Here is a 13,124-nt window from a genome sequence, read left to right as displayed (position 1 = left end):
CGTCGACATCTCCACCGTCGCTCTCCCGCCGCGCGGTCGACAGTCCGAAAGTCCCGAAAGTTCCGGAATCCTCGCCTGCCCGGGCGACGGCTACCGGCGCAGGCGTACCGGCTGGTCCGAGACGGCCTCGATGTCGGCGGCGGCCGTCAGCAGCAGCCGGTGCCCGAGGTCGGACAGCGCCCGGGCGACGGCGAGCTCGTCACCGATCTCCGGGATGTCCTCGTCGGCCGGATTGAGCCTGGCCTCCCCCTTGCCGGTGAGCTGGGTGTCGTCATCGGCGTCCAGGCGGACCTCCGCGAACGTCCGCCCGTTGTCCTCGCTGATGGCGATGTCGACGGTCCAATGCTTCGTGGCGGTCATGGCGAACTCCGATCTCCTCGTGCCGGCCGGCTGCGATGGCGGGACCCCGGCCCCTTCCAAGCCCATGCCCGCACGCGCCGCCCACAACCACAATCCGCGCCCCCGGCCCGAAGACCGCCGCCGACCTGCGCCTTCACCATTCCACGCGGTGACAGCCCGGGATCGGTGGGTAGTGGTAGCGCCGTACCGCCAGTCATCCGTGTCCGATCGAGGGAGGAACGATGCACGCGAACGTCGGAGACCGGTTGATCGTCGAAGGTACTCGGGTCGGTGACCACCGGCGCGAGGGCATCATCACCGAGGTGCGTCACGGTGACCACACACCGCCGTACACCGTGCGGTGGCTCGGCGAGAACCACGAGGCACTGGTGTTCCCGGGCCCGGACGCCCGGATTCTGCCGGCCGAGGGGCGCGAGGGCGGTGCGCCCACCGGATGAGGGGTCGGGCGGGCCGCCGGCGGAGGTGCTCGTGCACCTCGGCGACGCGCTCGGCCAGGAACGTACGCCCGGCGTCGTTGCCGGCCAGCGCCAGCGCCCGCGTGTATTCGGCCGCGGCGTCGGCGTGCCCGGTCGAGCCGGCGGAACAGGTCGGCCTTATCGACAGCGTGACCGGAGCAACCTGGCCGCTACCGGTCCGCAGCCGGGGAACCTCTGCAGCCGGACGGTACGCCGCCGATGTGCGCGGCGTGACCGGTCAGGCTTCTCGCACCGACGTGAACACCCAACTCGTCCACGTCGGCCGGCAGCCGATCTACGATCGGTCCGGCGCGGTGGTGGCCTACGAGCTGCTCTTCCGCGGCCGGTTCGACGCGGTGGACGCCGAGCACCGCGACACGTTCGCGACCAGCCAGGTCATCACCAACACGTTCACCGAGTTCGGCATCGCCGAGATCGCCGGGGACCGGCCCTGTTTCATCAACCTGACGCGCGAGTTCCTCGTCGGCGAGCTGCCCCTGCCGTTCGAGCCGGACCGGGTTGTGCTCGAGGTGCTGGAGACCGTGGCGGTGGACGACGAGGTGGTGGCCGGCGCGGCCCGCCTCGTCGCCGCCGGCTACCGTGTCGCGCTCGACGACTTCGTCCTCGGGCTCGGCCACGAGCGGCTGCTCGGCCTGGCCTCCTACGTCAAGCTCGACCTGCTCGACACCGACCCGGCGCAGCTCGACGAGCTGATCGCGATCAGCCGCCGGCAGCCGGGCGTCCGGCTGGTCGGGGAGCGCGTCGAGTCCGCCGCCGAGCTGGCGCTGGCCGACCGGTACGACTGCGAACTGCGCCAGGGGTACGCGCTGAGCCGCCCCGAGGTCCTCACCGCCACCACCCTGGCGCCGTCCCGGCTGTCGCGGCTGCGACTGCTGGGCGCGCTCGGCGCCGCCGACAGCAACCTGGACGAGGTCCTGCGGGTCATCATCGACGACCCGGCGCTGGCACTGCGGCTGCTGCGCGCCTGCAACTCCGCCGCGATCGCACCGGCCCGGCCGGTCACCTCGCTGCGGCAGGCGGTCGTCCTGCTCGGCCTCGGCCAGATCCGGCAGTGGGCGATGCTCATGGTCGTCAGCGACGTGGCCGGCGGCACCGTCGAACAGCTCGCCGACGCGGTGACCCGGGCGCGGCTGTGCCAGCACCTCGCCGCCGGCGTCGGCGCCGCACCGGATTCGGCGTTCACCGCCGGCCTCATCAGCAGCGTCGCGGCGCTGCTGGACACCACCCCGGCGGCGCTCGCCGCGCAGCTACCGCTCGCCGACGACCTGGTCGACGCGATCGTCGCCGGGCAGGGGCCGGTCGGCCGGGCGCTGGGCCTCGCCGACGCCTACCTCACCGGTCGCACCGTGGCCGCCGCCGCGGACAACCCCGCCCGGAAGTACCTGGACGCGTTGCGCTGGTCCACCCGCGTGGTGGACGCCACCCGCCCGCTCTGACGGCGTGGCCGGTCACCGGCCGGCACGGCCGCCGGCCGGTCCCGTCCGCCGGTCGACGATCGTCAGTCGAGTTTCGCCGGCATCAGCGGGGGCTCGCCGCGCAGCACCTCGACCGTCACGACGTGTTCGTCCCATCCGACCGTGACGCCGCAGACGCGGTCGGCGCCCGGCCACCGCACGTCGGCCCGGCCCAGCACGACCTGCGGCAGCGACACGTGGCTGGGCTGGGGAAGCAGGCTCTTGACGTTGCCGGTGACGATGTTCATGAGCTCGCCGGTGGCGTCGCGGACGTCGTCGGCCTTCACGGTCGTCGGGTCCAGTTCGAGCATCGCCGCGGCGACGCCGGTCGCTGCGTTCGCGGAGCAGCGGAGCACGACGTGGCCGAGCCAGGCGCCCGCGATGCCGACACTCGCGGTCACGTCCGCCTCGTCGCCGGCCTCCCCGTGCGTGGCCCGGGTCTCCGGCGTCGTGCCGAGGTAGGCGGTCCATACCTGCCAGATGATGCCGCGCAGGTCGTCCGCGGTGATCGCGGCGCCGGTGCCACCGGCCGCGTTGTCGTGGGTCATCCGTCCGCCTTCCCCGTCAGCCCTCGAAGGCGCGGGCCATGCGGGCCTGCTCCTCGAGCACCTCGTTGATCCGGGCCTGGACGGCGCGGCCGGCGGCCGACACCGAGTACACCGGCCGGCCGCTCCGGAACGCCCGCCCCACCAGCCCCACGTCGGCCGGCGCCGACCCGCCCCGCGTGCTCCAGCGCCTCGATGTCGCGCGGCGCACGATTCGGCGCCGGACCCGCGGACCCGGGCCTGCGCAGCAACCTCATGCGGTGTCCTCTCGTACCGTCGGATCCCCCCGTCCCATCGGCTGGCAGACCCGACAGTTGACCGTTAGGGTCACGCGAGGCCGCGCTCCGGGCGGGGCGCCGCCTCGATCATGGGAAAGATCTGGCTGTCGGGGTAGCCATATCTCTCCCATGATCATGCAAGACCGGGAAGTTAAGCCGCTGGGGCTGTTGTCAATGGGCTGGTTGATGTGCCGATAGCGATGGCGATGTCGGTGATCCGGTGGATGATCTTCGGGGTTTTCAGGTTCTTGTAGGCGTAACGGGAGATCGGCCGTTTCACCACACGTGGGCTGATCCGGGCGCGTCGGGCCGGTAGCAGGTCAGCCAGCACAGCACGACCGATCGCACCGACCAGGTCGACCGCGATAGTGATCACCCCGACAGCGCGGATGGTCAGATCGCGGGCGGTCTGCACGGCGATGGTGAAGCTGGCCCGGTCCGGGTCGGCCCCGGTGGTGTCCGTGGCCCAGGTCATCGTCTGCCGCAGCGCCTGATAGACGGTCAGCAGTGCGTAGAGTTCCTGATCGACGCCGTCCGGAGTGGTCGAACGCAGCACCCGCCCAGCCAGCAGGGTGTGCTTGATCGCCAGGAAGGTCGACTCGACCTCCCACCGCTCGTGGTAGAGCTCGATCAGCGCCCCGGCCGGATAGCGGCGCTCGTCGGTGAGGGTAGTGACCAGCCGCCAGACACCGGTACGGGTCGAACCATCCGCACAGGACAGCGTGACGACCGCCTCGACCACCCGAACCCGCACCCCAGCCACCACACTGGCGTAGGAACCGTCACCAAGACGGTCCAGCACCGGCAGCTTGCGACTGGACTTGACCCGCAGCAACAACCCCGCCCCAGCGGCGGTGACCTTCGTCATGAACATGTTGGTGTCATAGCCACGGTCGGCCAGCAGCAGCATTCCCGGCCGCAGCAGACCCAGCAACCCCACGGCATAACTGGTCTCACCACTCTCACCACCCACGCCGGTACCGAACACCGCACCGAACACCGCCCGAGTCCCGGTCTCCACCAACGCCACCACCCGCACCAGCGGATACCCCGGCTCACCGGCACGGGCCATCCGCTTGCCGTACACCGCCCGATTCGCCGGCGAATCCGGCACATTCACCGTGGACCCGTCGATCGCCACCGTACGCAGCCCCCGCCACCACGCCCCGACCGTGTCGCGACCCGCCACCGGCCCGGCCAGAGTCTGGAACAACCGCCGCAGCGGCGGCACCCCCACCCGCCGCCGCGCCTGCGCCAACCCCGACGACGACGGACACACCCCCAACCCGGCCACCACACCCAACCCACCGACCAACGCTCCCCACACCCGCCGATACGACAACGAGCCGAACAACCCCAACCCCAACAGCCAATACACCACCACCCGCGACGGCAACCGCCGCACCCGCCGCTGCACCCGCCCCGTCTCGGCCAACACCGCATCCACCAACTCCACCGGCACAGCCCGGGTCAACTCACCCAGATGCCCCGCCGCGAACACCCCCACCGGCACCGACCCGACCCCGGCAATGACAGACTCCTCCGACAACGGGACTCCCCCCACAGGCTGATCTTGATCGACTGCCTGTTCTACCGGAGTCCCGTTGCCTTATCACCCCACCACACCGCAACCACACACCCTTGACAGCAACCCTCACGACTTAACTTCCCGGTCTTGCATGATCATGGGATCGATTGGCATGGCGGCGGATTGCGGCGGAACGCGCCGGCCGGCGTGCCTCGGCGGCGACGCCTTCCGAGCCAAGCGCCCGAATCGGCGGCCCTGTTCGGTTCGGCAACGGGGGCGACGCCTTCCCGCCGGCCGGCCGCGCGGACGGTACGGTCTGGGGCGGGAGGTGTGATGGCGAAGGACCGGTCGGGCGGGCTCCTCAACCGGGTCCGCGCCGCCCTCGACGCCCTGGGGCACCTCGTCGGCGGCCTCGCCACGGCGGTTCTGGCGTTGGTCGCCCTCGTGTGGCTGCTCATTACCGTCGCCGCCTGCCTCCTCGGCGTCGGGCTGCCGCTGGTCCCCGCCGCGCTGCGCGTCCTGCGCGCCGTCGCCGACCGGGAACGGGCCCGGCTGTCCCGGTGGGGTCCGGAGATCCTCCCGCCCGGTCCGGTCCCGGTCCGGCTCCGCGACGCCGTCCGCGACCCGGCCGTCGGCCGCGAGGTCCGCTGGCTCGCCTGGCACGCCACCGGCGGGCTGGTGCTCGGCCTGCTCGGGCTGGCCCTGCCGCTCAACGCGGTCCGGGACGGCAGCTTCCCGCTGTGGTGGGGGCTGGTCCCGCCGGACGCCGCCACCTCGTCACTGGGCTTCCCGCTCGTGCGCGGCCTGCCCGGCGCGCTGCTGGTCGGGTTGATCGGCGCCGGGTGGCTCGTGCTCTGCCTGGTCCTCGAGCCCGCCATGGCCCGGCTGCAGGCCCGGCCCGGTCGCCGGCTGCTCGCGCCGGACCCGGGCGCCGACTACGCGCTGCGTATCGCGGAGCTCACCGCGACCCGCGCGGCGGCCCTCGACGCCCACGCCGCCGAGCTGCGACGGATCGAGCGTTCGCTGCACGACGGCGCGCAGAATCGCCTCGTGGCCGTCACCGTCCTGCTCGGCACGGCCCGCCGTGCGCTCACCCGTGACCCGGCGAGCGCCGACGCGGCGCTGGAGCGCGCCCAGAGCGCCGCCGAGCAGGCACTCGCGGAGCTGCGGACCGTCGTGCGCAGCATCCTGCCGCCCGTCCTGGCCGACCGCAGCCTGCCCGACGCCCTGAGCGCCCTCGCCGCGGGCTGCCCGGTGCCGTGCGTGGTCGACGCCGACGTCCCGGGCCGCTGCGCCGTGTCCGTCGAGGCGACGGCCTACTTCGTGGTCGCCGAAGCCCTCACGAACATCGCACGGCACAGCGGCGCCGGCCGGGCCGCGGTGACCGTCCGCCGCGACGACGCCAAGCTCTTCGTGAGCGTCACCGACGACGGCCACGGCGGCGCCGACGAGCACCGGGGCTCCGGACTCGCCGGCGTCCGCGGCCGGGTCGAGGCGCACGACGGCGTGTTCGCGCTGTCCAGCCCGGCCGGCGGACCGACCACCGTGGAGGTGGCCCTGCCGTGCGGATCGTGATCGCCGAGGACGACCCGCTGCTGCGCGAGGGCCTGGCCCTGCTGCTGCGGGCCGAGTCGCTCGACGTCGTCGCCACCGCCGGCACCCCTGACGAGTTGCTGAGCGCCGTCGACGCCCACGACCCCGACGTGGCCATCGTCGACGTGCGGATGCCGCCGACGCACACCGACGAGGGGATCACCGCCGCCGTCGAGGCCCGCCGGCGGCGCCCCGGCCTCGCCGTGCTGGTGCTGTCGGCCTACGTCGAGCAGGCCTTCGCCACCGAACTGCTCGCCGGCGGCGGCGCCCGCCTCGGGTACCTGCTGAAGGAGCGGGTCGGCCGGGTCGAGGAGTTCCTCACCGCCCTGGACCGGGTCGTCGGCGGCGGCACCGCCATCGACCCCGAGGTCGTCGCCCAGCTCCTCGTGCGCACCCGGCCGGACACCCGCCTGGACCGGCTCAGCCCACGCGAGCAGGAGGTGCTGGCACTCATGGCCGAGGGGCTCGGCAACACCGCCATCGCGGAGCGCCTGGTCGTCACCGAGGGCGCCGTGCACAAGCACATCCGCAGCATCTTCGCCAAGCTGGACCTGGCGCCCACAGACGGGACCGACCGCCGCGTCACCGCCGTGCTGCGGTACCTCGACGACGCCCGCCGCCGGCGGTAGCGCACGGGTCGACGGGCGTGGTGGCTGCGAGCGCTGACCTGGACCGCGCTCAGATCCAGCGGGATCCGAGCCACATCCGGGAGAACCACTCCGTGTACGTGATGTCCATGCCGCTGTAGATCGGATAGAAGTACGCGAAGCAGGCGGCGACGAGCAGGACGTAGGCGCCGGCGATGATCGAGCCGACGAGTCGTTGGTCGCTGTCGGGGCGCAGGTGGCGGGCGGGGCCGATGACGGCGCCGAGGACGTAGGCGACGGCGAGGACGAGGAATGGTTCGGCGGGTAGGGCGTAGAAGTAGAACATGGTGCGGTGTTCGGGCATGTTCTGGAACCAGGGCAGGATGCCGGCCAGTGCGCAGGCCATGATCAGCCAGGCGCGGCCGTCGCGGCGGGCGACGGCCAGCCAGCCGAGGGCGACCAGCGCGGGCAGGAACGACCACCACAGCAGTGGGGTGCCCAGCAGCAGGATCTCCGAGGCGCAGCTACTCGCGCCACAGGGCACGGTGGTGTTCCAGTGGAAGACGACCGGCCTGCCGAGCAGCAGCCATTGCCACGGCCATGACTGGGACGGGTGCCCTTTGTCCAGGGTGGTGTGGAACTTGTACGCCTCCTGGTGGTAGTGCCACAGGTTGACCAGTGGGTCGATGAGGCGGTCGTGGGGCAGGCCGTTGGTTTCGGCGTACCAGTGGCGGAAGTAGCCGTCGTCGGAGGCGAACCAGCCCCACCAGGTGCCGAGGTAGGTCAGCAGGGCGATGCCGGCGATGGCGGCGGCCCAGCCGATCCCTTCCGGGATGCTGTCGGTGATCCAGTGCCGGGCGCCGGCGCTGCGGCGTGCGCTCATGTCGAACACGAGCACGGCGATGGCGAACAGGATGACGTACCACAGGGCGCTCCATTTGACCCCGCAGGCGAGTCCGAGCGCGACGGCGCAGGCGATGCGGTGGTAGGGCGGGCCGAGGGTGGGTCGCCGGTCGGGGTCGGCGCCGGTTTCGAGCAGGTGCAGCCATCGGGTGCGGCGCTGTTCGCGGTCGAGGACGAGGAAGTGGAACGCGACGACGATCCAGAACATCAGGAAGGTGTCGAGCAGGGCGGCGCGGGAGAGCACGAAGTGCATGCCGTCGAGTGAGATGAGCAGGCCGGCGGTGCCGGCCAGGATCGTGGAGCGGAACAGTCGCCAGGCGGCCATCGTGATGAGCAGGACCGTGGCCATGCCGGTGAGTACGGCCATGATGCGCCAGCCGAACGAGTTGTAGCCGAACAGTTGCTCGCCGAGGGCGATCATCCATTTGCCCAGTGGGGGGTGGACGACGTATTGGGGGGTGTTGTCCTCGGGGTTCCATTCGACGCCGTGTTGCAGTAGGTCCCATGCCTCGTTGGCGTAGTAGACCTCGTCGAAGATCGGTTCTTTCGGGTGTGCGAGATTCACCAGTCGCAGCACGAGCCCGATGCCGGTGACCAGGATCGCGGTCAGCCAGAAGTGCGGCGTGAATCGGCCCGGCCCGGCGAGCCGGCGGCGCACGATACCGGGCACCGGATCGGTCCCGGCGGTCTCCGCCTTGCTCGTTTCGGTCAGCACACCCGAAGTCATTAGGCGATCGTAGGATGCGGGCGCCCGGCCGACGTCACCTCTGGCAGGGAGGCGGCCGGTACCCGGGCCGGTGCTCCGCGGGGCCGCAGGCGGGGTGGGCGCGCCGGCGTGTCCCGTCGATCGCGGTCGCCGCTGGACCCGCTCGGGGAGACGCCTTGATCATGGGAAGGATCTGGTTGTCGGGGCAGCCGCATCTTTCCCATGGTCATGAAGTCGAGCGGCGTGCGGCGACGGCTGCTCGCCGTACCGGACCCGACGTATCGTGTCCGGATGGACCTCTGTGAGGAGTGCGGCTTCGACTATCCGGGTGTGGCCGCCGGCGCGCTGCCCGAGCGGCTCTCCGCGTTCGGGCCGCGTTACGCGACGGCGCTCGGTGCGGTCGCCGACCCGCGCCGCCGCCCGGCCGCGCGGGTGTGGTCGCCGCTGGAGTACACCTGCCACGTGCGTGACGTCTTCCGGGTGCAGCGCGAGCGGCTCGCCCTGGGCCTGCGGGTGGACGCCCCCGAGTTCGTGCCGATGGGCCGGGACGAGCTCGCGGTCAGCGCCGCCTACAACAGCCAGGATCCGGCTGTCGTGCTGCGGGAACTGGCCGCGGCCGGCGACGCGCTGGCCGCGGCGTTCGCCGTGCTCGATGAGGCCGATCTGGAGCGCACCGGGGTCTATCCGTGGCCGGAGCGGGTGGAGCGCACCCTGCTCTGGCTCGGCCGGCACACCGTCCACGAGGGCGAGCACCACCTCATGGACATCGGCCGGGCTCCTTCCACCTGGGCTTGACCATTCCACTGTCGCCCGGACGGGCCGGGAGCGGCATCAGGAAGTCCCCTGACGCTTCGGCGTCAGGTGTCGCTGGTGCCCGGAGCGCGGGCCGCGAACCGTTCGATGATGCCGAGGTTGAACCGGTCGCGGCGCTCGACGGTGAACCCCAGCTCGACCGCCCACGGCAGCGGGCGGCGTCCGAAGTGCTCGCCCTGCAGCGGCACGGTCACCGCGTCGACGACGGCCTGCAGCGCCCGCACCGGCCAGACCGGCGACGCCACGTGGTCGGCGAGCAGCAGCAGCCCGCCCGGCCGGAGCACCCGCGCCATCTCGGCCAGGGCCGCCCGGGCGTCGGGGATGGCGCACAGCGCGAACGTGCACGCCACCGTGTCGAAGCGCGCGTCCGGGAAGTCGAGCGCCTGCGCGTCTCCGGTGTGCAGCTCGACCTCCCGGCCGAGGTCTGCGGCCCGGCGTCGCGCGATCCTGAGCATCGCGGGGCTCCACTCGATCCCGGTGAGCCGCACGCCGGCGGGGTAGTAGGGCAGGTTGAGCCCGGTGCCGATCGCGACCTCGAGGGTGTCGCCGGTCGCCTGACCGGCGATCCAGGCACGCGTGTCGCGGAAGAACCGGCGCTCGATCCCCGACATCTGCCGATCGTAGGTGTCCGCGTGCCGGTCCCAGAGCCGCAGCAGGCGCCGCTGCCGCGACGACGAGGTCAAGACGCCGGGTGGCGGCCGAACCCGAAAAGCTGCCATGCCAGAGCGGTGAGTCGGTTGAGCACGTTGGTGAGGAGTTGCCGTGCCATCGGGTGGCGCGGCGCCGGGAGGAAGGTGATCAAGAATGCCTCCTGACGCGCGGGGTACGGCTCAGATCGTACAACCCAATCGACTTCACCGGATGTCGCCGGTCAGTGACTTCCAGACGCCGGTGATCTCCATGACCTTCCGGACCAGTCCGGTCGCACCGGTCACCCGCAGGTCGCCGCCGGTGTCCAGGGCCAGTTGCCGGCAGCCGACCAGCACGCTGATCGACCGGGCGTCGATCATCCGGACGGCTGTCAGGTCCACGGTGACGACAGGGGGCCGGAAGCCGATCGCCGCCCGCACGGCGTGCCGCAGCCGATCGGACATGGACAGGTCGAGCACGCCCTCGGCGATGACCAGGCCCGGCGTCGCGCCGTAGGTGACGGTCGCGCAGCCGCTCTGGTCGAGGGTTCCGTCGTCGTCATCCGGCGGCCATGCCGGCATCGTCGCCACCTCGCGAAATTGTTTGTCGGACGACAAGCACTTTAGCGGGATCGCCGTCGCGGGGCATCGCACCCGGCGGGTGCCGGCATGGCCCCGCCGCCGGGCGCCGCCGGGCGACGGCTGGCCGGGCGTGCCCACCCGCATCGACGAAGAGGTGCCCGGCGAGCTGATCCGTGCCGGGTTCCGGGCCCGCAACGACACGGCCTGAGCGACTCCGCGAGGGGCACCACCGCGGCACCGGCGTCAGCCGGTCTCGGCGGGACGCAGGGGGACGACGAGGTAGCGGAGGGCGGACGTCGGTGCGGTGAGCTCCGTCGCGCGTGTGGCCGGCTGGATGCGCAGGTGGACGGGCTCGTGCGGGAAGGCGCGCAGCGCGTCGAGGAGGAGCCGGGCCAGGTACGACCGGGTCGCCCGCCCCTGGTGGACGGTGGCCTTGACGGTCTCCTCCGACTCGCCGCTGAGCGGGTCGCTCGCCCCGACGAGCACGGCACCGTCGACGACCTGCAGTGTCACGCGGCCGTGGGTGCCGGCGTAGCGGGCGGCGCGGTCGACGGCCGCGGCCAGCGCACCCGACTCCAGCTCCACCACGCACTCCGGGTCGACGGCGAGGAGGCGGTCGAACTGGGCGTCGGGGTATCCGCCGCCGAGCGTGGCGGTGACGACGCTGCCGCCCGGCCAGGACAGGCCGAACAGGTCCGGGCCGGCGTGCACGCCCACCGAATCGGCGCGGCCGAGCGCGGTCGCGACCTTGCCGAGGACGGTGGCCGGGACGAGCGCCTCCACGTCGGCGGCGGGCGGCAGCCAGGGCAGGGACGCGGCGGCCAGCCGGTATCGGTCGGTGGCCAGCAGGGACAGATGCCCGTCGGCGGAACGGACCCGCACGCCGGTGAAGACGGGCAGCGCGTGCTCGCGGGAGGCCGCCCCGGCGACGGCGGTCGCCGCGGCGCGCAGGCCCGGGCCGGCGACCTCCCCGGCCCGCGGCGGCAGGTCGGGGACCGGCGGCCAGGGGTCCGCGAGGACCGGCAGGGCGAACCGCGCGCTCGGGACGCGGACGGCGAGCCGGCTGCCCTCGGCGACCAGGCGGGCCTCGGGAGCGTCGAGCCCGGCGAGCGTCTCGGCCAGGCCGCGGCGCGGCACCATCGCCACCCCGGGCTGGTGGACCGTCGCCGCCACCCGGAGGCGGACGGTGAGCGCCCCGTCGGTGGCCGACAGGTGCAGGCCCGTGCCGTCGGCCCGCAGGAGGACCGCGGCGTGGACCGGCTGCGGCGAGCGGATGGTGAGCAGCCGGGCGGTGAGCGCCGCCGCCTCGGCGAAGGCGGCGGCGCTCACGGTCACGTCCAGGGCGTGCTCCGAACGTCGAGTCATACCCGGCACCGTAGCCACCGGGTATGACAAAAACGCCGGGTCACCGCTCGATGCGGATCTTCCTCCAGGCGTCCGACGCGGCGCGCCTTGATGTCGTGATCCGGACCGCCATGCTTGACTCTGATACCCCCAGGGGGTAATAGTTGAGGTATGTTAGTACCCCCTGGGGGTAGGGATCGGAAAGGGAGCGGACAATGCAGACGACGACATACACGGTGACCGGGATGACCTGCGACCACTGCGTCGGCGCGGTGAGCGGCGAGCTGCGCCGCCTCGACGGGGTGCGCGACGTCCGGGTCGATCTCGCCACCAGCGCCGTCACCGTGACCAGCGAAGGCCCCCTCGACGACCGCGCGGTCCGCGCCGCCGTCGACGAGGCCGGCTACGCGGTGGCGGGCTGATCATGCGCACGCCGCTGAAGCTCGGCGCGTTCGCGGCCGGGCTGGCGGCCGTCTTCGCCGCATCCGTCGGGGCCGGCAAGCTCGCCGGTCCCACCGCGGCCCCGGTCGCCGAAGCCACCCACGACATGCCCGCGGGCACCGGCCAGGACACGGGCCACGACACCCAGGGCCACGACACCGAGGGCCACGGGTCCGGCACCCAGGGCGCAGGAGCCCACCTGCCGACCGGCCTCCAGGTCACCGAGGACGGCTACACCCTGACCCCGCTGACGACGACGCTCACGCCCGGCGCCACCCAGGAGTTCCGCTTCCGGGTCACCGGCCCGGACGGCGGGCCGGTCACGCGGTACGCGGTCGAGCACGAGAAGGAGCTCCACCTCATCGTCGTCCGTCGCGACCTCACCGGCTATCGGCACCTGCACCCGGAGCGCGCCGCGGACGGCACGTGGACGGTCCCGCTGAGCGTCGCGGCCGCCGGGCAGTACCGGGTCTTCGCCGACTTCCGTCCCGCGGCCCGCGCCGAAGGGCTGACGCTCGGCGCCGACGTCGCCGCGCCCGGCGACTACCGGCCGCAACCGCTGCCGCAGGCCGCGCACACCGCCACCGTCGACGGCTACACCGTCCGGCTCGACGGCGACCTGCACGCCGGTACCGCCGCGAAACTCACCTTCACGGTCAGCCGGGACGGCAGGCCCGTGACCGACCTGGAGCCGTATCTCGGTGCCAGCGGCCACCTCGTCGCACTGCGCGAGGGCGACCTCGCCTACCTCCACGTGCACCCGGACGGCACGACGTTCACCGCCGAGGTGCCGAGCGAGGGCAAGTACCGGCTGTATCTCGACTTCAAGCACGGCGGCACGGTCCACACCGCCGAGTTCACCGCTGCGACGGACCACTGAGGAAC

Annotated in this window: 17 protein-coding genes; 8 read left to right on the top strand and 9 right to left on the bottom strand. The window is 72.7% G+C overall.

Annotation, left to right across the window (positions count from 1 at the left end; all coding sequences use genetic code 11):
* Positions 1-90 precede the first annotated feature (90 nt).
* On the bottom strand, positions 91-360 hold the full coding sequence (locus tag Drose_RS21535; protein WP_260723094.1) for a DUF1876 domain-containing protein: 270 nt from the start codon (positions 358-360) through the stop codon (positions 91-93).
* Positions 361-581: 221 nt separating this feature from the next.
* Here Drose_RS21535 and Drose_RS21530 point away from each other — a divergent pair, with 221 nt between their 5' ends.
* Together Drose_RS21530 and Drose_RS21525 are read left to right on the top strand one after the other, a co-directional pair.
* Positions 582-797 carry a DUF1918 domain-containing protein gene (locus Drose_RS21530; protein ID WP_260723093.1) on the top strand — a complete coding sequence of 72 codons (216 nt, stop codon included), beginning with the start codon at positions 582-584 and terminating at the stop codon, positions 795-797.
* A 248-nt stretch (positions 798-1,045) separates the two neighbouring features.
* Positions 1,046-2,272 carry an EAL and HDOD domain-containing protein gene (locus tag Drose_RS21525; protein ID WP_260723092.1) on the top strand — a complete coding sequence of 409 codons (1,227 nt, stop codon included), beginning with the start codon at positions 1,046-1,048 and terminating at the stop codon, positions 2,270-2,272.
* Between the two features lie 62 nt (positions 2,273-2,334).
* Here the strand turns inward: Drose_RS21525 and Drose_RS21520 are convergent, their stop codons facing one another.
* From Drose_RS21520 to Drose_RS21510, 3 genes are all read right to left on the bottom strand, one after another.
* Complete coding sequence (locus Drose_RS21520) at positions 2,335-2,838, bottom strand: chemotaxis protein CheX (protein WP_260723091.1); 504 nt, start codon at positions 2,836-2,838, stop codon at positions 2,335-2,337.
* A 16-nt stretch (positions 2,839-2,854) separates the two neighbouring features.
* Positions 2,855-2,980, bottom strand: a complete 126-nt coding sequence (locus Drose_RS21515; protein WP_260723090.1) for a hypothetical protein — start codon at positions 2,978-2,980, stop codon at positions 2,855-2,857.
* Positions 2,981-3,264: 284 nt separating this feature from the next.
* Positions 3,265-4,662 (bottom strand): IS4 family transposase, encoded by a 1,398-nt coding sequence (locus Drose_RS21510; protein ID WP_260722692.1) that lies wholly within the window; start codon positions 4,660-4,662, stop codon positions 3,265-3,267.
* 312 nt (positions 4,663-4,974) lie between these two features.
* Here Drose_RS21510 and Drose_RS21505 point away from each other — a divergent pair, with 312 nt between their 5' ends.
* The gene (locus Drose_RS21505; protein ID WP_260723089.1) at positions 4,975-6,216 is read left to right on the top strand and encodes a sensor histidine kinase; all 1,242 of its coding nucleotides are present in this window, start codon (positions 4,975-4,977) and stop codon (positions 6,214-6,216) included.
* Positions 6,204-6,863 carry a response regulator transcription factor gene (locus Drose_RS21500; RefSeq protein WP_260723088.1) on the top strand — a complete coding sequence of 220 codons (660 nt, stop codon included), beginning with the start codon at positions 6,204-6,206 and terminating at the stop codon, positions 6,861-6,863. Before Drose_RS21505 ends, Drose_RS21500 begins: the two co-directional genes overlap by 13 nt.
* A gap of 49 nt (positions 6,864-6,912) precedes the next feature.
* On the opposite strand, the gene Drose_RS21495 is transcribed toward Drose_RS21500, so the two are convergent.
* A complete protein-coding gene (locus Drose_RS21495) occupies positions 6,913-8,451 on the bottom strand; it encodes a dolichyl-phosphate-mannose--protein mannosyltransferase (protein WP_260723087.1) in 1,539 nt (512 codons plus the stop codon).
* A 270-nt stretch (positions 8,452-8,721) separates the two neighbouring features.
* Here Drose_RS21495 and Drose_RS21490 point away from each other — a divergent pair, with 270 nt between their 5' ends.
* A complete protein-coding gene (locus Drose_RS21490) occupies positions 8,722-9,225 on the top strand; it encodes a DinB family protein (protein WP_260723086.1) in 504 nt (167 codons plus the stop codon).
* Positions 9,226-9,287: 62 nt separating this feature from the next.
* On the opposite strand, the gene Drose_RS21485 is transcribed toward Drose_RS21490, so the two are convergent.
* The 3 genes from Drose_RS21485 to Drose_RS21475 all read right to left on the bottom strand — a co-directional run bounded on the left by Drose_RS21485 (position 9,288) and on the right by Drose_RS21475 (position 10,454).
* Positions 9,288-9,854 carry a class I SAM-dependent methyltransferase gene (locus tag Drose_RS21485; protein ID WP_260723085.1) on the bottom strand — a complete coding sequence of 189 codons (567 nt, stop codon included), beginning with the start codon at positions 9,852-9,854 and terminating at the stop codon, positions 9,288-9,290.
* A 68-nt stretch (positions 9,855-9,922) separates the two neighbouring features.
* Positions 9,923-10,045, bottom strand: coding sequence for a hypothetical protein (locus Drose_RS21480; RefSeq protein ID WP_260723084.1), 123 nt, complete (start codon positions 10,043-10,045; stop codon positions 9,923-9,925).
* 52 nt (positions 10,046-10,097) lie between these two features.
* Positions 10,098-10,454: an STAS domain-containing protein gene (locus Drose_RS21475; protein WP_260723083.1), complete on the bottom strand. Its 357-nt coding sequence runs from the start codon at positions 10,452-10,454 to the stop codon at positions 10,098-10,100.
* 22 nt (positions 10,455-10,476) lie between these two features.
* Here Drose_RS21475 and Drose_RS21470 point away from each other — a divergent pair, with 22 nt between their 5' ends.
* On the top strand, positions 10,477-10,662 hold the full coding sequence (locus Drose_RS21470) for a hypothetical protein (protein ID WP_260723082.1): 186 nt from the start codon (positions 10,477-10,479) through the stop codon (positions 10,660-10,662).
* 35 nt (positions 10,663-10,697) lie between these two features.
* Here the strand turns inward: Drose_RS21470 and Drose_RS21465 are convergent, their stop codons facing one another.
* On the bottom strand, positions 10,698-11,819 hold the full coding sequence (locus Drose_RS21465; protein WP_260723081.1) for a DNA polymerase III subunit beta family protein: 1,122 nt from the start codon (positions 11,817-11,819) through the stop codon (positions 10,698-10,700).
* A gap of 194 nt (positions 11,820-12,013) precedes the next feature.
* Here Drose_RS21465 and Drose_RS21460 point away from each other — a divergent pair, with 194 nt between their 5' ends.
* Together Drose_RS21460 and Drose_RS21455 are read left to right on the top strand one after the other, a co-directional pair.
* The gene (locus Drose_RS21460) at positions 12,014-12,220 is read left to right on the top strand and encodes a heavy-metal-associated domain-containing protein (protein ID WP_260723080.1); all 207 of its coding nucleotides are present in this window, start codon (positions 12,014-12,016) and stop codon (positions 12,218-12,220) included.
* Between the two features lie 2 nt (positions 12,221-12,222).
* Entirely contained in the window at positions 12,223-13,119 is an 897-nt protein-coding gene (locus Drose_RS21455; RefSeq protein WP_260723079.1) for a hypothetical protein, read from the top strand.
* The last annotated feature ends 5 nt before the right edge of the window (positions 13,120-13,124 follow it).

This window comes from Dactylosporangium roseum, from assembly GCF_025264685.1.
Lineage (GTDB): Bacteria > Actinomycetota > Actinomycetes > Mycobacteriales > Micromonosporaceae > Dactylosporangium > Dactylosporangium roseum.
This window is presented reverse-complemented; position numbering and strand designations above follow the sequence as displayed.

What these genes read in the sequence shown, in the direction of transcription:
- Drose_RS21475 (WP_260723083.1), bottom strand. Translation starts at nt 10,454, where the DNA reads ATGCCGGCATGGCCGCCGGATGACGACGACGGAACCCTCGACCAGAGC.
- Drose_RS21465 (WP_260723081.1), bottom strand. Translation starts at nt 11,819, where the DNA reads ATGACTCGACGTTCGGAGCACGCCCTGGACGTGACCGTGAGCGCCGCC.
- Drose_RS21460 (WP_260723080.1), top strand. Translation starts at nt 12,014, where the DNA reads ATGCAGACGACGACATACACGGTGACCGGGATGACCTGCGACCACTGC.
- Drose_RS21505 (WP_260723089.1), top strand. Translation starts at nt 4,975, where the DNA reads ATGGCGAAGGACCGGTCGGGCGGGCTCCTCAACCGGGTCCGCGCCGCC.
- Drose_RS21490 (WP_260723086.1), top strand. Translation starts at nt 8,722, where the DNA reads ATGGACCTCTGTGAGGAGTGCGGCTTCGACTATCCGGGTGTGGCCGCC.
- Drose_RS21520 (WP_260723091.1), bottom strand. Translation starts at nt 2,838, where the DNA reads ATGACCCACGACAACGCGGCCGGTGGCACCGGCGCCGCGATCACCGCG.
- Drose_RS21485 (WP_260723085.1), bottom strand. Translation starts at nt 9,854, where the DNA reads ATGTCGGGGATCGAGCGCCGGTTCTTCCGCGACACGCGTGCCTGGATC.
- Drose_RS21455 (WP_260723079.1), top strand. Translation starts at nt 12,223, where the DNA reads ATGCGCACGCCGCTGAAGCTCGGCGCGTTCGCGGCCGGGCTGGCGGCC.
- Drose_RS21535 (WP_260723094.1), bottom strand. Translation starts at nt 360, where the DNA reads ATGACCGCCACGAAGCATTGGACCGTCGACATCGCCATCAGCGAGGAC.
- Drose_RS21530 (WP_260723093.1), top strand. Translation starts at nt 582, where the DNA reads ATGCACGCGAACGTCGGAGACCGGTTGATCGTCGAAGGTACTCGGGTC.
- Drose_RS21495 (WP_260723087.1), bottom strand. Translation starts at nt 8,451, where the DNA reads ATGACTTCGGGTGTGCTGACCGAAACGAGCAAGGCGGAGACCGCCGGG.